The organism is Zunongwangia atlantica 22II14-10F7 (genome assembly GCF_002094855.1).
Lineage (GTDB): Bacteria > Bacteroidota > Bacteroidia > Flavobacteriales > Flavobacteriaceae > Zunongwangia > Zunongwangia atlantica.
Map to the genome: position 1 here is coordinate 38,047 of NZ_ARYN01000017.1, position 18,654 is coordinate 56,700.

Genomic DNA, 18,654 nt, shown 5'->3' on the forward strand with positions numbered 1-18,654 from the left:
ATTATTTATATCCATCTTACTCTCATTAAATCTGAATTACCTTTTCTATAAACTAAATTTGGTCCTACAGAAGAAGTTACAATTGAACCTACTGTGAGCACAGTATCCTCTCCAACACAAACACCCGGCCCTATAAAACAACAAGCTCCTACCCAACATCCATCCCTTAGGCTAATGGGGCCATTTCTATAAGGCATAGTGGGGTCCTTAAAATTGTGATTACCACCACATAGAAATACCCTCTGAGAAACGCAAACATTATTACCTATAGTCAACTCCTCAAAATTTAATAGAAAACTTTCTTCTCCTATCCATACATTGTTTCCAATCTTGAGCTTCCATGGAAAATGAATATTTACCCTGGGTTTTAAGGTTATATTCTTACCTACTTCCGCCCCAAAAAGCCGAAGTAAAAAGATTTTAAAATTTGTTGGATATGGGATTGCAGATAGAAAGAAAACCACCTTAATGATGTACCAACTAATTTCTTTAAATTTTGAAGCTCCTCTACTTAAACCTTTAGAAGGATTAAAGCCTTCTAACCTAACTCTAGAATTAAAATTTGTATTCGAGGAAGCGATTTTCATAATTCAAATTCTTTAATTCTATAATTTTTTTTGCTACGGTGTGTTCTGTAAACTTCTCTTTGTAACACTTCATCGCATTGGCACCCTTTGTTCTTTTTTCTTCGATAGATAGTGACATCCAACTTTGAAGTAATTTTTTGGTTCCTGCGATATTATCTGCTCCAATCAATCCCGCATCGTAATCCTGAATTTCATGAAAGATATTTACCTGATTAGAAATAAGAACTGGCTTACCGCAAGCCAAAGCTTCAACTGTTGCTATTCCAAAATTTTCCTGATGACTAGGAAGAATAAATGTTTCGCAGGCATAAAAAGCTCCCCATTTAGAATCTCCAACAAGCATTCCTGTAAAAACAAAATAGGACTGTAATTGAGGATTTTTTTCAATCAGTCTTTTTATTTCTTTTCCAAAATCTGATTCGATTCCTGGACCAGCAATAACCAGTTTAGACAATTTAATAACTGGTAAAAGCTCGATATATGCTTTTATTAGAATATCAAGACCTTTTTTATTATGGATCCTGCCTAGAAAAAGTATAAAGTTTTCATCGATTTTTAGTCCAGATGCTTTATAAAAAGAATTAAGCATCGACTCAGTACATTTTGGAGGACTTTTTATACCTAAACCAACTATTTTTTCATGCTTTGGTTTGTATGGCTTGAAAGGTACTCGTGCTAACTCCATCTCCGTTCTACACGTAAACAATAAAGCCGTACAATTTTTAATAACATGTTGCTCGATCAAATTCCAATAGATTTTATTTCTTATCGCTTTTAATTTTCTGTCAGGAGCATTTTGAAAATAAGGATCTAGCATGCCATGGGGCATTAAATAAACTAACGGTTTATCCCCATCACGTTCTTTAAGTGCTTTATACGTCGCAAAACCATAATACTGCCACATACCGTGGATTATTACTGAGTCGTAATTCCCTAAATTGCGGATTAACCACGGCAACAGTTTTTTACTAAATTGCCATGGATTATTAGCAGGACCTAAAGCATATATTTTGAAAGGATCTTTAAAGTTGCTGGCTTCAGAATCTATAGAAACGACTTCACTTGTTACTTCCAGCTGTGATAACGAATCTACTATCGTCCTTATAGCTTGACAAACGCCACCAGCTTTAGGATCCATTCGATCTACTACATGAAGGATTTTCATAATTTTTGGAATAACACGATTTATAAATATTTTCTATAGAGTCCAGAGCTTGCTTAGAATCAAAACGTTTGGAATTATGTACCCCTAAAGAAATCACCTTTTTCCTTTCTTCTAAACTTAAGGAAACCACTTTTTCAATTTCCTTCGCTCCAACTTTAAGCCATTCATTCTGTTCACTTTGTTTATATGGCCTTTTTGGAATGTAAAACGCTGCTTTGCCTCCAACTTCCGTCATTGGAGCTTCTGCTGTTGTTATAACTGGGCAACCCGAAGCCATTGCTTCAGCTATTGGCCAACCAAAGCCTTCAGTATACGAAGGAAAGATAAGTAATGTAGCTGCCGAATATAAGTCCTTAACCAAATCGTCAGCTATATTATCCAGAAATAAAATGTCTTTAGAAAAACCGGATGCCTCTTTTAAAGCTATTAAGTCCTTTGTGGGCTTAGGACCAACCATTATTAATGGTTTAGAATGCTTATTACTATTTCTCCAATAAACGTATAAATTAATTACGCCGGTTCTATTTTTATACCACTCATTATTTCCTATATGGAAAAGAAACCCATTAGAAAGAGAAATATTTAATTTTTGCTCTAATTGCCTTCTTAAGAAGGCAATTGACTCACTAGGTTTAAAATTTTGATTTAAACCATTATAAACAACTTGAGAATTTTTAAGTGTTTCTGGTTTAAACAGATGTAAATCTTTTCTCGTTGTCTCTGAAACTGAAATAAAATTATGAGCCTTGGAGTACCCCTTCTTTATTAAATTTTGATAATACCTTCCAAGACTACCAATTTTTAAATCTTCAATTTTATTTACTGCAGCTTTTTGAGCTATAAAATCGTGACAATGAACAACGTGTTTTCTTTTCTTTATAAAACTCATCCAAGGACCTAAAGCATGATCTGTTAAAACATGTAGTGCTTCATCTTTTCTTTTAAGTTTCAATTTGGCCTGAAAAGGAAAGATCAACAATTGATCTATATAACCTAAATATTTAATCAATGAGCTTGATTTAGATAACTTTGCAAAAATTCCTGATGGAGACCATACTTCAACTTCATGCCCTCTTATAGCCATTCCTTTTGCAAGCATATTGGTAAATCTAGGCATACTTTTATGCCCCAAAAAGCTTGGGTGCGTATAAAAAATGATTTTCATTTTTATTTATTTTGATGTGTTTAAAGATGCCATGATCAAACCACCTACTAAAACGCCAAAACCAAGCGCAGTAGGCTGAGCCCATTGTCCCTGTGGAATAATAAGAAGACCTATACTAAGAAGCATCCATGCTAGAGGAGAACCTTTTACTAGTTCATTATAACTTTTAAAAGCCAAAGAAAAACATAAACCTAGCCGTATAAATATAACTGCTAGACCAAAAAGGATTCCCATTTCCCCCACTAAACGCCCCCATTCTTCTTCCGCTATTAAGAAAGACACACCGCCAGTCAAAATCATACTACCGGCATTGGTTCCTAATCCCATTCCATGCCCAAAAAATGGAAGATTTTGTGAAGTGGAATGGTTTAAAGCCCCTAAAAGTCCTCCTAAATAACGGTCTAATAAAGTACCTTCAATACCTCCCTCAAATTTGCTTGCAGATTCTATACGGGTAGTAAAAACTTCAGTACTTTTTTGAAAAACTTCAGTAGTAGAAACAATAGCAAGAGCGACTATTAAAAGAATCACAGATGTTAATATTCTACCAGAAAACTTTCTATTTACTACACCTGCTATACAGGCAAACAGAAATGCGATTATTACCTGAAATAACAATGTTCTACTTATTGATAGGGGTATCGCAATAAATAAGGATATCGCAGACAAAATTAAAATCCAGGTATTTACGCGTTTTCTTTCTAGAAAAAAATAAAAAACATACGCTCCTAATAAGGCATAAAACATAGTATTTCCCGTGGTAAACGAAAAAGTCCCAGGGGGTCTAAAATATCCCATCGCGCCACTAAACCCGGCCCCGTTTATATCTCCACCTACACCTCGATTAACCCAAGCCGATTGCGGACTGTAAAACTGTAACGCGATTAGAACTGTCATAGGAACTGAAAAATAAAGCATTACTTTGCCTATTTTAACCACATCTTTCCTTGAGAAAACATTACCAATTATAAAAATAAGTGGAAAGTGTAAAACTAAAATCCTAGCCCCATATATAGCAACAAATAAATTACCATGTCCCGCTAAAAATGTTGTGACTAACGATAACATCGCCGTAAAAACCATTGATATTAAGAAAGATGAATATGGTATCAAATCTCGTTTCCAAGCTGTATATATCAACCAGATAGCGATAGGATCTCGTACAATAAGCAGTGGAGCAGAAAGAGAAGGTAAAACCCATTTTCGTAAAGCTCCTTCAAACAACAACAAAAAGAAATAAAGCCATATGCCTTTTTTTAATATTAAATTATCTGAGTATATAATTTCTTTGGTGCCCTTGATATTGATAGCTACATCACTCATATTTTTAAAAATGTTTTCGCATAGCCTCTGCTAATTCATCGCCATATTTCTTCCAAGGACGATCAAATGCAGATTCCAAAGCATTTTTACCTACCTGACTTATTAAGTCTCGGTTTTCAATGATTTCTTCAACACAATTTTTAAGACTAATTGTAGAACCAGCTTTCATTAACCAGCCATTCTCTCCATGGGTTATCAAATCTGGACCGGCAGTTCTTTCTGTAGTAATCACTGGTGTTCCCTGAGACATTGCTTCAGTAATCACCATCCCGAAACCTTCAAATAAAGATGGAAATAGAAGCACATCATGGTCTTTCATCAACTCTAATATTTTGGAATGAGGCATACTAGGTGTCCAAACATGCCTAGTTAGAGCTAAATTTAGTGCTTCACAATCATTCGTTGGTTTTTGACCTACTATTGTTAAACTTACAAAGTCTTTTAAAGCATCTGCCACCTTCACGACATCACCAATTCCTTTTCGCTGTTCTAACCTTCCTACAAAAAGAAGTTTTATCTTTTTTCGGTTTTTAAGACTAGAATATTTCCTACCAGTAGTTGGTATAGGAAAACCATAAGGTATAACTTCCACATTATTTAAAATGTGATCAAAATCTTTTAAACTATTTTTCGTAAATGTACTTGCTACAAAAATCTTATCAGCTAATTTTAATTCCTCATCCTTCTTAAGAAGTTTAGCTGAAGAGTCTTGAAGACCGGTTAATGTAGACACCCATTCTGGTGATCTCCTGTATTCTTCTTTTAATAGTTTTCTTGCGTGTTTCCAATATCCAATTGGCAAATCATAGAAGCAGGTCATCCCAAGCTTCTTGGCCTCACGAAAAGTATTTAGAGCTCCATCCTCATAAGCATAAACACCTTTTGCACCAGTAAATTTTGCATGCTTAAGGCGAGATTTTGTTTTCGTGTCTATGTCCTTATAGACTGAATCTACTGAAAAGATTCCAGTTTCATGTTTTGTAAGCGACTGAAAACCGAACTTATTAGAAACAATTCTTCCAGTTTCTAACCAAGGTGAACATTTTGTAAAAGGTTGAAGTCTTGAAACAAAACTTCGTCTTTTTATTTCAGAAAAAGATTTAACATTAGATAGTTTATCCAGAAATGTACCCGGAAAGGATGCTACAGATGTATTAAATTCATGCAACATATCTTTATTCATTAATCCATCTAAAGCCCATCTATTAAATTGGTTACTATTGGGATGAGAAACAATTATTTTCATCTATTTATTATTTAAGGTTAAATTAAATGGGATACGCATTTTTCGTTTCTTTCAAATCACTTACTCCATTTAAAAAAGTTTCAGCAATAAGTTGAACTCCAGAATATGAAGGTTTTCGTTTAAGTTTTTCTAATTGATCATCAAGAGAAATATCTAAACTTAATTTATCTAATTGCTCTGGACCGCTTAGGTCTGTTTCTAAAAATCGCTCATTATTTCCAGCTAATATTATAGGTAAACCATGCTCTTTATAGGCCGCAACAACTCCGCTTTTACCTAAAATTTGTGGAGGAGTTAAGGCTAAACCTGCATCTGCATATTGTAATAAGGTGGAAACTTGCTCTTTACTTAACTCTCCTAAAGCTATAAAGTTAATTTTCCCGCTCAAACCTTTAATTTCATGCCTTAAATTGTTGGCAGAATCTTGATCAGACCTTCCGGCTACCATTATAGTAATGTGCTTTCCATCTAACCACCTAACAAACTCTTCTTTTCGCCAGCTAAAAGGGATTCTTCCAAAAAGAACAATCTTAAGTGACTTTTCAAAAAGAAATAATTGGTTTTCGTTGAACAACTGAGGCAGCTGTTGTAACGCATTTTTACTAAATGGTATATTACTAAAAAGCGGAAGAACTTTATTTTGAATCCCATTATCCTTTAGTAAGCGACTAAATGCTATATTACTAGTAAACACTTTTATAGGTGAGATTCCATTAATTAGTTGCTTAATTATTATTTGCTGAAAATAGCCAATTACCTTATGTCTTAATGAATCTTCCTTAGATCTTCCTATCCAAGGTTCGTGCATCATAATGCTAACCTCATAAGATTTAAGAATTCCCACTAAAAACTGATGTGCAACAACCGGTAGCCCCTTTTTGTGAAAAGCATAAATCACATATTGAAAACTTATATGATCTGGACTAACGGTTTCAGATATATTTTTAAATAATCTGTATTTTTGTTGCCAATTATTTCTTGCGGGAATTCTACAAAGCTGGATATCTTCCCGGGTTTCTTCTCTAAAAGACTTTACATAAAAATCGTTGATACTAACTAAAACAACTTTAACACCTAAAAGTTTTATCGCCTTAGCTAAATTGAAACAATAATCGCCTATACCGTCTTTAGAAGGTTCCAGACATCCGCATGTGATTATTAATGTCTTCATCTTTTCTTATACTAATTTTTTTGGCGGGAACTCCGCCCCATATTTCCATTGAAGGAATTGACTTTGTAACCACAGAACCTGCTGCTACAATTGCTCCATAACCAATCTTAACACCCTTTAGAACTATTACATTCGTCCCTAACCAAACATTATTAGCTATTCTAATAGCTGATACATCTGGTGGCTGTAATCTAATTGGCGTACTTATAGAACGGTAGCCATGATTATGATCAATAAACTTACATCCAGAAGCAATTAAAGCATCTTTACCAATGTAAATATCACTGCAAATATTAAATTCTGAATTAGCTCCTATATAAACATTGTCATCAATAACTATTGATGGTCCTGGATTCCAAACACCATCATACCTAAAGTTTATATAGCTTTCGAGGATACAATTCTTTCCGATGCTCACCTGGTGTGGCCATGAGAAAAAGGTTTTTCCTACTACACTATCGGACCCTATTTTTAAACCTGCTAAAACCGCTGGGAGAATACAAATCTTAGCCAGCCATTGGTGATAGTAAAATGACAATTTAAAGAATATCTTATGAATTATCATTTAAATAAACCTATGCTATCTTCTCTATCTGATTAACAACTTCTTTCGATACCACGCTCCATCTACGATCAATCACACTCTCCCGTGCATTTTCTCCCAATTTTTTTCGAAATTTTGGATTTTTAATGGCTAACTCTACTTGAGTAGTAAGATCTAAATAATCTCCAGTTTTAAAGAGTAAACCATTTACCCTATGCTGGATTAGATCGATTTGAGCACAATTATCTGAAGTTACACAACATAAACCTGCCGCCATACCTTGTAAAAGAGCTAATGATTGTCCTTCGAAGAAACTAGGTAGAATAAAGATATCACATTGCTCATACAATTCTTTTTCTTCGTCTGAATTAAAAGTGGGTACAATCTCAATATTTGGATGTAACTCCTCTGGAAATTGTTTTAAGATGTCTTCTTTAGGAAAGACAGTTCCAAACAGTAACCACCTTACAGGTATTCCATCTTTTAATATTTTCTTTGATGCTTCAATAATTAGTCCCGTGCCTTTTCTTTTGATCCAGGTAGCGCTAAATCCGATAGTACATTGTTTGTTCTCAATGTTGATATCACTTTGAGTTAGAAAGTCTTCTTTCACTCCATTCCTAAAGATTGTAATGTCATCTATACGTCTTTTAAACTTTTCTATAGCGTAACTTTGATCTTCTTTATTTGAAAGCAATAATAAATTAGCTTTTCTAAGTCCCCTATTACAGTTTCGAAGGCGCCATATTGGAAATAAAACTTTACTTCTCAAGCTAACCTCGTCATGAAATTTTTTATAGGAAGTATTTCTTAAATTCCACTCGCGCTGCTCAATTCCATGGCTAAAAAGCGCAATTGGAATATTGGTTCCAATAAATTTTCCAGACACAGGCTCATGAGCCAAAATAACATCTGGCTTCTTTTTGCCGAATTTTTCTTTAAATATCTTAAAAGCCTTACCAGGAAATTCTGAAGGATGCTTTGTAACCACATTTTCTTTTCCCAAATGAATAAATTGATGACCTGCTTCTTCAAAAGCTTTTTTCCAAAAATATGCTATCCTTCCCATCCCTGAATAAGGATCAAGCTTTATATCTGCTACGTGAAGTATTGTTAAACTCATATTATTTCGTATAAAATTTCATGTTTAAAAAAACTATTCTTCCCAAATTCTTGAAGACATACAAGGATCGGCTATATCTAGATTTCAATAGATAAATACCATATTTAAGTGCTTTAAATAACTTTCTACGATGAGCATAATATTCAAAAAACACTTCATTTTTTTTAGTCGCTCCCCAATTCCTTGCTGGAGCTAATTTTCTATTGTTATTATTCTGGACTACATCAACGATAGTCGCTACTCTATTTACAAAATCATGAGACCTATTAACTGCCTGGTATCCCTGAAAAGCGATGCGTTTTCTTTCATTCTCATTTTGTAAATAATACGCTATCTTCTGAAGTAAGTCTTCTGTTGTTTTGTAAGTCACAAAATGTTTTCCTGCGACTAGACCAATTTCATCTAGTTCCGTAGGTTTTTTTGTTATCAACAGCGCTCCAGAAGCCATAATTTCGAAACATCTTAAATTCGCATCGATCATATAATCATCCCTCGATATATTGACAGCAATTTTTGAATTTGTATAAACAGATATTAATTCATCCTGATTATAGAATTTATTAATATCGTTGGTTATATAAAGTTTACTAATTGCTTCTACCTGCTCTTTTCGAATTTGATAAAAAGGTCCATCTAAACGACCAACCCATCCTACATCGAATTTTCTTTCTTTTTTAAATTCTGGATAGAGATTCGTCTCAACTGCATGCGGAAGTAAAGTTACTCCAGGATGTCCCATTCCTTCTAGCATTTTATCATACTTCGGATGAAATATAAATGCATGATCAAAGAGCATCGATTGGTCTAATCTAGCTTTAGTTCCATCGTAAGTGTCTATTTGAAAACAACCTGTAGGATAATTAAGACTCAAAATATTTTCAGGAATAATGGCCTCGCAAGGGTCTGGATAGAGAATTAAGAATATTTCTCCCTGAGACTCCATAGAAGCAATTACCTGATCGAGTTCTTTATCAATACAACAGACAACATTAAAATATTTTTTTAAAGCATAATAATATGCTTTTCTTTCACGCCCTATATCATCTTTCGCTGATAAAAAGATAACGATCTTTTTTGACGGATCTATAACTCTTACACAATGCATATTATAATTATTTAAGCCCATAAAACACGTTCGATGGCTTTAGACTTAAAAGCCTCAAGACTGTGATTCCAATATTCTTCAATTCCTTCTTCTAAACTTACTTGAGGGTACCAACCGGTATCCTTTTTGAGTTTTGAACTATCCAGAATATTCTTTCTCACATCGAATGGTCTTAATTTTTCTATTTGAACTTTCGGAGAAAAAAAGCCGTTCTTTCTGGCTAATTTCGATATATAATCGAAGACAAATTTGGTCGATGCTCCTCTACCAGTTCCTATATTATAGGTTTCTCCAATCTTTCCTTTTTTTAGCGCTGCAATAATACCATTTGCAACATCCTTAACATGGATATAATCTCTAACTGTTCCGTTTTTACCAAAGATTTTCATTTCCCTTTGATCCAGAACAGAATATGTTGCAGTTGCAATAAATCCCTGCCCCAGAAATGGCGATTGCCCAACACCATAAGCATTTCCTGGTCTAACGGTTATAACTGGTAACTTCTTATGAGTACAATACATAGAGGAATATTTCTCTACCGCAAGTTTAGTTATACCGTAAGGAGATATAGGGTTTGTTGCAGCTGCTTCTGAAATGGGATTTTCATTTGTATTCCCATAAATAGCCCCTCCTGTAGACACCATTACAATTCTCTTTACAGAAAATAAACTCATCCATTCCAGAAAATTCACAATAGAAGGTAGATTATCTTTTATATCTGTTATTGGATCGTCAAAACTAGTTTTTGGTGTAGAAGCATAAGCTAAGTTTACAACTCCATTAACCCCTTCCATTATTTGTTCGAGCTTAAGGTATGTCAATCCATTCCAATCATAATAATCTTCGAGATTACGCATTTTCATCCCTATTACGATCACTTGATGACCCTCAGACCTTAATTGATTTACGATATACTTACCAATAAATCCCAATCCGCCAAAAACGCAATATTTCGCCATGATTTTAAGTTTTAATGATTATTAAGCAGGTTTATTAATCTGCTTCTGATTTGCAACAATTTTAAAGTGCACCACGAAAGCACTTCTTAATTCATAAGATAGATCTACAATTGCATAGCCTATCCCTCTAAATTTAAAACGAAAAGCATCTTTGAAGAGGTTTAGGGTCATTACAGCGATAATCTTTAATCTGGTCGTTAAACTGTAATGCTTCTGATGGTCTGGATGTCTTTTCAAAAAAATAAGTACACTTTCATATTCAACCTTATACTTATTATCTATTTTTCTCCAAGGATGGCAAACAAATGCTTTAGGAACAAAAATTATTGGTTGTTTATCCTTTTGAACACGAGTTCTAAATTCAATGTCTTCTAGTTCAAACTTAAATTCTTCACAATACCCTCCCATACTTAAATAATAAGATTTTCTTACCATAAGATTGCAGCTCCATAACAATCCCCCATTCGAGTTGATTGGAGCTACCTCATTGAAACGCTTTTTTCTTCTATCTGCTTCTGTTTTTCCCTCAAAAACATTTCCTTCAGGGTAATCTCCAATAGCCCTACTAAAAGATTTTAACCAGTTTTTAGATGGCAAACAATCATCATCTGTAAAAGCAATCCAATTAAATTTAGCATATTTTACTCCGTTATTCCTATTAGCGGCAGGTCCTTTTTGTGGACCTTTAACCCATTTCACCCAGGGAAATTTTTCCTGGATTAACTTCTCTGCTGTTGTAATACTACCATCATCAGAGACAATAACTTCATAATTATTTATAGGATACTTTTGTAAATCTGGAGACAGTAATGTTAAACACTCTTCTAAATGTTCATTTCTATGCCTTGTTGGAATAACTATAGAAATATTATTCATCTTATTATTTAATTGAGATCTTGATTAAGCTGTTTGCAATGCTTTTTTGAAGCGATGCATTTTAATTTTGAAATTCCGTATAGAGAGATTCTTGCTTTGTTTTTCTTCTTTTGCTATAAATTCTTTCCATTCCTTTTCTTCGTGTGGCTCTAGAAATTTGAGAAAGTATTTATTCACCGGAATTTTTATAAATTTTGGAACACCTGCCCAATGCAGTATATATGGCTTTTGATCTTCCCTATCCCAATAGATAGTTTCGAAATTTTCATCTGTATAGTCGCCAGCCCAAGTAGACTGCATGTTCGTTGGGGGAAGGGTTAAATTGTTTACTTTAACACCTGTCAAACTAACTAATAGGTTTAGAGCGACTTGATCTTTATACAAATTGATCTCATCTATAAGAGTTTTCTTGAATCGCCCCCTACAAGTATCTATTAAATCTTGAAGAGTATATAGAATTTGATCGCATGCAAATTGCCCTGCGTTGAATATTGAACTTTGCCAAATTGTGCTTTTCGATTTAAAGTAATCCCGACTCTCTGAATTGAAAGTGTGATCTGGATTATTCCAATGTGTACAGGAACTAATAAATCCAGAGTGATCTTTTAAAACTTCTTGTGGGTTTCGGAGAAATACAATATCCGAGTCAACGTACTGATAATTGCTGGTTAACAGGCATTGATATTTCCGACACATTTCAAAAATATTATTTTCTTTGGTCCATTCAATTAACTCTTGCTCCTCCCACCAAAACGAATTCTCAGGCAGTTCGAATTTATCATCATTAAACGGAATAACCCATATAGGCAAATCACAGCCGGTAGCTCTTAATGAGCGTTCCATTGCTAAAAATTGAATTTTAACGTGTCTATTGGCAAGTGTAATAATTTTCTCTAATTTCATATTATAGCGTGTAAAGTGAACTATACTTTCTTTTAAATACTTCTATTTTCTCCTGAAGTTGCCCCACTTTATCATCAAGTAACTTTTCATCACTTAAAAATTGTGGTGCTTTACACATATCACCAAACTGATCAACAAATTGATTTCGCTTGAGCATATCACTGTATTTATAATGAACCTTAGAAAGTCCCCTTAAAAGCAAACCATCTTCTAAACTTAAACGAGTTGCTATCTTTTCTGAAGTCGCACCTAAATTATATGGGGCTTTTAAATAATTTGGTTTATACTGCATATCCAAAGAAGCGGTCCAGTCTTTCCATTTAAATTCATTGATACTAGGATACATTTTGAGAGGAATCCATGGTACGCGCAAAGTATCTGCAACAATTGCAGCATGCATAGCTTCTGCTAGAATAACTTCAGAAGATTTAATCGCATCGATTACCTCTAAAAATGGGGAAAGAGGATCTATATAATTAAAACCGACTTCTTTACAAACTTTCCTCCAGTCATAATTGTGATCACTTTGATGATGTGGCATAAAAGAAACCTTATATTTCTTTTTCTTTTCTCCAAAATCAAACGTCTTCAATAAAGCCGCTCCATCAGTAATACCTAATTTAGGGTCTATTCCTATTCTTTTCGCTGTTAGCGGTCCGCGCACACACATAACGTCATAAGAAGAATTAATTTCTGGTAGTTTTCCGTAAGCAAAACCTGTACTAAAAACAACTTTTTTATGTGCCTCAGGAAAATGAAATTGAAGAATAGAACCTATACCTAAAAATATCGAACTAGGGTCTTCATCAAAAAAATTAGGGATTAATTTCTTAAAAATGAATGGATTTAGAGCATCTCCGAAATTTTTATTCTTCTGATAATAAATTAATTTCATTTTTTGTCTTGTTTAAACCGATTATAGTAACCAGGATTTTATTTAATAGATTAAATACGCTTAGAATAACACTAAAGATTAAGACACTATAGGTTGTACTTAGATCCATAGTAAAAATCATTAAAGCCTGAAGCAATATATTGGAGCTTATGCTCACAATTGGAATCCAGGACCACAACCACTTTCTGGAACAGTTCATATCCCACATCAAGACATTAATAAAAATGATGCTTGAATTAAGTATTAATAACCCTACTTCTCCCTTAAGATGAGAATATTTATCTCCCATTATCCATAACAGCGGTTCGGGAAGTACGAAACCAATAGTAATAAGTGTAAGTGCTATACATAGACCTATTCCCAAAATAGCTAAAAACTTTCTACCCAAATATTTTTTCGATTGTCTTGCCAAATAAGGCACTACCAGTGTAGAGCTAGCCATATTAAAAATCATAAATATCTGTCCTAGTCTTCCTAGTGCACCTACTTCAGCTATATTTTCAGAAGCTCCGAAAATTCCGATAATAAACAACGAGATCTGAGCGCTGAATGCTGAATAGATTATACCTGGTATAACTGGCTTAACATAGTTTAAAATCTCTTTTCTAGTTTCTGGATCACTCTCAACCGGTTCTTCTATAAAATCCTTTGATTTTTCACGAAATCTTTCGCCGTTGTAAAATACGGTTAGGCATGTTGTTAAGGCTGCTATCCAAGAATTGATAATAGATAGTAGATATACAATCCATAAAAAAATTAGTCGAAAAATTCCGCTTGTAAGCTGAATGTTATAAATATCCTTTAACTTCCTATGAATCATCAAAGGAGTAATGTAAAAAGCTGTATTTCCCGAAAAAAATAAATTTAGGAGTATACAAAGTAATAGGAAAAAAGTTATGTGTATAGGCCAACCGTGCTGCCAGGTCATATACGGAAACCCAATTAAACATATTACGCTAACCACAAACAACATGCGGTTTCTAAAAAACTTTCCACCTTTAATATATTTCCCTAAAACAGCTTTATCATTTATCCTATTACCTACTAGTGCAACAACAGATCCCGAAACTCCCAACTCTACCAAAACCTGTGCAGTACTTTGAAAGGCAAAAGCTATGCTATACTGCGCATAATCTTCTACAGATAACCAATGTATTAAAAAGAACCCGCTTAACAACTGAACAAACTGCACGGCCCCTTGTCCTGCAATAAAAACGATTATTATCTTAAACCAATTATGATAAATGAGCCCAGAGAAACGGGTTCTAAATAATGCTTTAATCATTGATAATGAAATAAAATAGTAAACTAAGAACTAAACATAACGGTTTAGTATAAAAACTTAAACTAAACTTAAAGTTTTGATGACGACAGTACATCCAAGACTACTCAAAATTAGCTTAACAGTATCTCCATTTATTTCTTTGATTACTCCATCTTCACCTTTTAGAAGACCATTTTTAACTTTAATTCGATCGCCTGGTGACATACTTGTAATCCTACAATCTTCTACCTCTCCCATATTTAACCATTCTTCAATGGTATCAATCTCATGTTGTTTAACTATTGCGGGTTTTCCAAGCCAATAAAGATATTGTACCACTCCTGGTACGTTCATAACTTCTGTCCTAGGATTGGAAGAATGACACACAAATACATAAGATTTAAATAGTGGATCTGTTACTATCTTAGTTCTATCAGACCATTTACTTTTTCTTTCTACCAAAGGACAATAAACTTCGTAACCAATATTTCTTAATCTATCGGCTACTTTTTTTTCAAATCTACTTTTTGTGTATAATACAAACCATTTCATAGCATATAATTTTTTAGTTTAAAAAATTCTAATCTTGCTAAAAGTATTTGTAGGGAGGGGTGATGAGAGGCATAAATACTGCTTCGCCTCGTCACTCACTTAAGATCGTGAGCAACTACTATTTTCTGCATCTGGGATCTAAATAAAGAATTAATTTCCTATAAGTTAAAATTTTAAGACTTTTTTCGATAAGATTCTTAAATAAACTGCAAAAACCACAAAGCATCTTACAATTCATATAATTACTTATAAATCAACATGTTTCAACACACCAAAATGCTACATAAACGATAAAAACGTCATGTTATCGATAAAAATGTTCCTTAAATAAACGTTAAACGGTTTTATGCGGCATAAAAATTGTTATTCCAAAAACAGTCCCCACCTCCCTATTTATCAGCGATTTGATAAGTTCAATTTGTAACATTTTTTATTAATATAAATTCTTTTATTATGAAACCAAAGAAGAACCCAAAGGCAGATCTTAGGAAAAAGACCGTTTTATTTTTACAAATAGGGCTCATCGTCGTCTTACTATTCTCTTACTTAATGATCAATTTAAAAACCTACGACACAAAACAAGCGAAAGTAGAACAATGGGATCCTATAGAAATGACTGAAGAAGAAGCTATTCCTATAACAAAGGTTCAGGAAGACTTACCACCGCCAAAACCTAAAGATCCACCGGTAATAGAACTAATTCCTGATGAATCTCCTGATACTGAGGACGAAATAGAAACTACAGAAACTAGTCTTGATGATATTATAGAGGTAGACGAAATTATTGAAGCTCCAGATGATGATCCTGTAGAACCTGTACCTTTTGAATTTATCGAAGATGTACCAATTTTTCCAGGCTGCGAAAGCTTAAACGATAATGAAGAACGAAAAGCCTGTATGAGTGAAAAAATCTCTCGTTTTATAAGCAAAAGATTCGATACCGGCCTTGGTGAAGATTTAGGCCTAAGCGGTATAAATCGAGTAACGATAATGTTCGAAATAGATAAAAATGGTGAAGTAAATAATGTTAAAGCAAGAGGTCCACACAAACTTCTAGAAGAAGAAGGAAAAAGGGTTATTAAACTGTTACCTAAAATGGAACCTGGGAAACAAAGAGGCAAACCAGTACCTGTTCGCTATGTAATACCTATAAACTTTAAAGTACAAAATTAAAATCACAAGTATATATAACAACTACTTTTATAGAGGCCAGCCGATACTGGCCTCTTTTTTATAATCCAATATTTTAGGCATTTTCAGCCTAAATAATTTATAAAAATTCACTAACTTAATGTACTCTAAGTAATTGGGTTATGAGACTTGCAGATTCTAAATATGTCGACCAGGTAATCGAATTTATCGATTATGATTTTGGAATTTTCTATTTCTTTGATGACATTATTGTTTCTGAAATGCATGAAGGAATCACTTTTAACTGGAAATGTGCCGAAAAAGTAATCGCCGACGCCAAAAGGATCTTAGGTGAAGATTGCCGCCCTCATTATATCTCTAACCGAATTAATGAATATTACACAGTCTCTCAAGACTGGCTAAAATTTTTCAATAATCGTTATTTTTTAAAGAGTTTTTCGGTAATCACACCTCACCCTTCTGGAATGATGAATCTTATCTTCGAGAGAATGTTCTATAGAAGAAGAATATTCCAGGTAACTTCATTACATGATGCATTTCAGCACATTTACGAACTTCAAGAGGAAGTATAAAATCATCTTTTCTCAACAACTACATCGATATAGGTTAAAACAAAATTAAACAAATGTTTGATTTAAACAATTGTTTAATTTTGTGCCGAATAATTGATTTAGGGATTATGGAACTAAGCGAAAAACAATTACACATCATTAAAGTTACAGAAGAACTCTTTGCTAAAAATGGTTTTGACGGCACTTCTGTAAGAATGATTGCAAAAACAGCGAATATTAATATCGCCATGATCTCTTATTATTTTGGTAGTAAAGAAAAACTATTAGAAACCATTGTTAACTATCGTATTTCGAACTTTAAAATCGAAATAGATCAGGTTATTTCAGATGGAACCTCTTACCTGAACAAAGTCGATTCTATTATTGCCATCATAATTAAGCGCATTCATAAAGGCCGCCGAATCCAAAAACTGGTTCATTTTGAATTTTCAAGAGAAAACCCAAAAATTGATTTCTCGAATTATCTAAAGCAAAAAGAAGAAAATCTGGAACTCTTTAGAACGCTTATTGAAGCAGGACAAAAAGAAGGCATATTTAGTAAAGATGTTAATATAGAGCTTATAATTCCTACAATTTTAGGTAGTTATTTTAATCTCTATTATAACAAAAAAATCTACTCAAAAGTTCATGGTCTTTTTAAGGAAGAAGATTTCGATCAATTTGTATTCACCACTTTAACCCAACATATTCAAAGAACAATAAAAGCAATTTTAACCTATGAAGAGTAAATCCCTAGTGTTAGTGTGTTGTTTACTTTTAGGTTTAAAAAGTTTCTCGCAAGAGAATCAAAATTTAAGCCTTGAAGAAGCTGTAAACATCGCCATTAATAATAGTGACGATGCAAAGCTTGCTGAAACAACTATCAAAACAGCTTCAGAAGAACTGAAGGTTACTAAAAACAGTCAATATCCAGAATTTTCACTTTCTGTGCAATATCAATATCTTACCAGCCCAGATATCGATTTGCAACTTGCGCTAGGAAATTCAGATCCTGCAGATAGTGAAACTGAAGAAGTTGGCACACCAGATATTAATCAAATTATGCTGGGACAGGCAAGTGTTTCTATGCCTATATTTTCTGGTTTTAGATTGAAAAATGCTGTAAATGCTAGTCAGAACAATTTTGAAGCAACAAGTCTGGAAGCTGCTAGTGCAAAAGAGCGCATCGCATTACAAACCATAAGCACTTATCTTAATCTCTATAAGGCACAGCAAATGGTAGCGGTTGTAAAAGAGAATCTTAAAAGCGCCCAACAGCGCGTGAAAGATTTTAGTGCGATGGAAGAAAACGGACTTCTAGCTCGCAATGATCTTTTAAAAGCACAGCTTCAGGAATCCAATATTAATCTTACTTTAAAAGAAGCCGAAAAAAATGTTAGGATTCTAAATTTTAGATTAGCCACATTTTTAAAACTTCCTGAAGATTCTACCTTCAAATTACCTGAAGAAACCATTGGAGTAACACCCTCAGTAGAAAATACAAGCATACATCGTGCAGATTTAGAGGCCTTAGATTATAGACAAAAAGCTTCAGAAAATAGTATAAAAATGGCCAAAGCTGCCTATTATCCTTCTATCGCTTTATTGGGTGGTTATGCTGCTTTAGATATTCAAAATGCGTTAACTGTTACTAACGCTATGAATGTAGGAGTGGGTGTAAGCTATGATATCTCGAATATTTTTAAAGCCAAAAATGAAGTTAAATTGGCACAACATAAAGCTGAAGAATTACAATATAACATTGCAAAGGCAAAAGACGATGTAAAGATTCAGGTTGAAAATGCTAAAGAAGAATATCAGCTAGCCTTAACACAGTTCGAAGTATACTCCCAATCCCAGGAACAAGCTGAAGAAAATTACCGGATCGTAAAAGATAAATACGATAATGGTCTAGTAGACACCAACGATCTTTTAGAAGCCGATGTAGACCAACTTCAGTCTAAAATAAATAAAACAAACGCCCAGGCCGATATTAGCTTAAAATACTATCAATTATTACAGGCTGAAGGTCTTTTAACAAATAAATTCAATTTCAAAAATAACTAATCTTTT

19 protein-coding genes are annotated in these 18,654 nt (G+C 33.7%); 4 read left to right on the forward strand and 15 right to left on the reverse strand.

Features of this window, described 5'->3' with window-relative positions; all coding sequences use genetic code 11:
* Window positions 1–5: 5 nt before the first annotated feature.
* From IIF7_RS16900 to nusG, 15 genes are read right to left on the reverse strand one after another with little or no spacing between them, the layout of a single operon-like run.
* Window positions 6–587: an LbetaH domain-containing protein gene (locus tag IIF7_RS16900; protein ID WP_084842866.1), complete on the reverse strand. Its 582-nt coding sequence runs from the start codon at window positions 585–587 to the stop codon at window positions 6–8.
* Window positions 556–1,752 (reverse strand): glycosyltransferase, encoded by a 1,197-nt coding sequence (locus IIF7_RS16905; RefSeq protein WP_084842867.1) that lies wholly within the window; start codon window positions 1,750–1,752, stop codon window positions 556–558. Before IIF7_RS16905 ends, IIF7_RS16900 begins: the two co-directional genes overlap by 32 nt.
* Window positions 1,715–2,917: a glycosyltransferase gene (locus IIF7_RS16910; RefSeq protein ID WP_084842868.1), complete on the reverse strand. Its 1,203-nt coding sequence runs from the start codon at window positions 2,915–2,917 to the stop codon at window positions 1,715–1,717. The genes IIF7_RS16905 and IIF7_RS16910 overlap by 38 nt, the downstream gene beginning before the upstream one ends.
* A gap of 6 nt (window positions 2,918–2,923) precedes the next feature.
* Entirely contained in the window at window positions 2,924–4,240 is a 1,317-nt protein-coding gene (locus tag IIF7_RS16915; RefSeq protein WP_084842869.1) for a hypothetical protein, read from the reverse strand.
* Between the two features lie 4 nt (window positions 4,241–4,244).
* A complete protein-coding gene (locus IIF7_RS16920; protein ID WP_084842870.1) occupies window positions 4,245–5,486 on the reverse strand; it encodes a glycosyltransferase family 4 protein in 1,242 nt (413 codons plus the stop codon).
* 22 nt (window positions 5,487–5,508) lie between these two features.
* Window positions 5,509–6,657 carry a glycosyltransferase family protein gene (locus tag IIF7_RS16925; protein WP_084842871.1) on the reverse strand — a complete coding sequence of 383 codons (1,149 nt, stop codon included), beginning with the start codon at window positions 6,655–6,657 and terminating at the stop codon, window positions 5,509–5,511.
* Complete coding sequence (locus IIF7_RS16930) at window positions 6,614–7,195, reverse strand: acyltransferase (RefSeq protein ID WP_245801666.1); 582 nt, start codon at window positions 7,193–7,195, stop codon at window positions 6,614–6,616. Before IIF7_RS16930 ends, IIF7_RS16925 begins: the two co-directional genes overlap by 44 nt.
* A 37-nt stretch (window positions 7,196–7,232) precedes the next feature.
* On the reverse strand, window positions 7,233–8,324 hold the full coding sequence (locus IIF7_RS16935) for a glycosyltransferase family 4 protein (RefSeq protein WP_084842873.1): 1,092 nt from the start codon (window positions 8,322–8,324) through the stop codon (window positions 7,233–7,235).
* Between the two features lies 1 nt (window position 8,325).
* Window positions 8,326–9,429, reverse strand: coding sequence for a glycosyltransferase family protein (locus IIF7_RS16940; protein WP_176218984.1), 1,104 nt, complete (start codon window positions 9,427–9,429; stop codon window positions 8,326–8,328).
* Between the two features lie 11 nt (window positions 9,430–9,440).
* Window positions 9,441–10,388 carry an NAD-dependent epimerase/dehydratase family protein gene (locus IIF7_RS16945; protein ID WP_084842875.1) on the reverse strand — a complete coding sequence of 316 codons (948 nt, stop codon included), beginning with the start codon at window positions 10,386–10,388 and terminating at the stop codon, window positions 9,441–9,443.
* Between the two features lie 21 nt (window positions 10,389–10,409).
* Complete coding sequence (locus tag IIF7_RS16950; protein ID WP_084842876.1) at window positions 10,410–11,264, reverse strand: glycosyltransferase family 2 protein; 855 nt, start codon at window positions 11,262–11,264, stop codon at window positions 10,410–10,412.
* 24 nt (window positions 11,265–11,288) lie between these two features.
* On the reverse strand, window positions 11,289–12,167 hold the full coding sequence (locus tag IIF7_RS16955; RefSeq protein WP_084842877.1) for a glycosyltransferase family protein: 879 nt from the start codon (window positions 12,165–12,167) through the stop codon (window positions 11,289–11,291).
* 1 nt (window position 12,168) lies between these two features.
* The gene (locus IIF7_RS16960) at window positions 12,169–13,062 is read right to left on the reverse strand and encodes a polysaccharide pyruvyl transferase family protein (RefSeq protein ID WP_084842878.1); all 894 of its coding nucleotides are present in this window, start codon (window positions 13,060–13,062) and stop codon (window positions 12,169–12,171) included.
* Entirely contained in the window at window positions 13,034–14,347 is a 1,314-nt protein-coding gene (locus tag IIF7_RS16965) for a lipopolysaccharide biosynthesis protein (protein ID WP_084842879.1), read from the reverse strand. The genes IIF7_RS16960 and IIF7_RS16965 overlap by 29 nt, the downstream gene beginning before the upstream one ends.
* 57 nt (window positions 14,348–14,404) lie before the next feature.
* Window positions 14,405–14,878 (reverse strand): transcription termination/antitermination protein NusG, encoded by a 474-nt coding sequence (gene nusG, locus IIF7_RS16970; RefSeq protein WP_084842880.1) that lies wholly within the window; start codon window positions 14,876–14,878, stop codon window positions 14,405–14,407.
* A 453-nt stretch (window positions 14,879–15,331) separates the two neighbouring features.
* Here nusG and IIF7_RS16975 point away from each other — a divergent pair, with 453 nt between their 5' ends.
* The 4 genes from IIF7_RS16975 to IIF7_RS16990 all read left to right on the forward strand — a co-directional run bounded on the left by IIF7_RS16975 (window position 15,332) and on the right by IIF7_RS16990 (window position 18,648).
* Complete coding sequence (locus IIF7_RS16975) at window positions 15,332–16,051, forward strand: energy transducer TonB (RefSeq protein WP_084842881.1); 720 nt, start codon at window positions 15,332–15,334, stop codon at window positions 16,049–16,051.
* A 140-nt stretch (window positions 16,052–16,191) separates the two neighbouring features.
* Entirely contained in the window at window positions 16,192–16,602 is a 411-nt protein-coding gene (locus IIF7_RS16980; protein WP_084842882.1) for a hypothetical protein, read from the forward strand.
* A gap of 80 nt (window positions 16,603–16,682) precedes the next feature.
* Complete coding sequence (locus tag IIF7_RS16985; RefSeq protein ID WP_245801667.1) at window positions 16,683–17,330, forward strand: TetR family transcriptional regulator; 648 nt, start codon at window positions 16,683–16,685, stop codon at window positions 17,328–17,330.
* Entirely contained in the window at window positions 17,320–18,648 is a 1,329-nt protein-coding gene (locus tag IIF7_RS16990; RefSeq protein WP_176218985.1) for a TolC family protein, read from the forward strand. The genes IIF7_RS16985 and IIF7_RS16990 overlap by 11 nt, the downstream gene beginning before the upstream one ends.
* Window positions 18,649–18,654 lie beyond the last annotated feature (6 nt).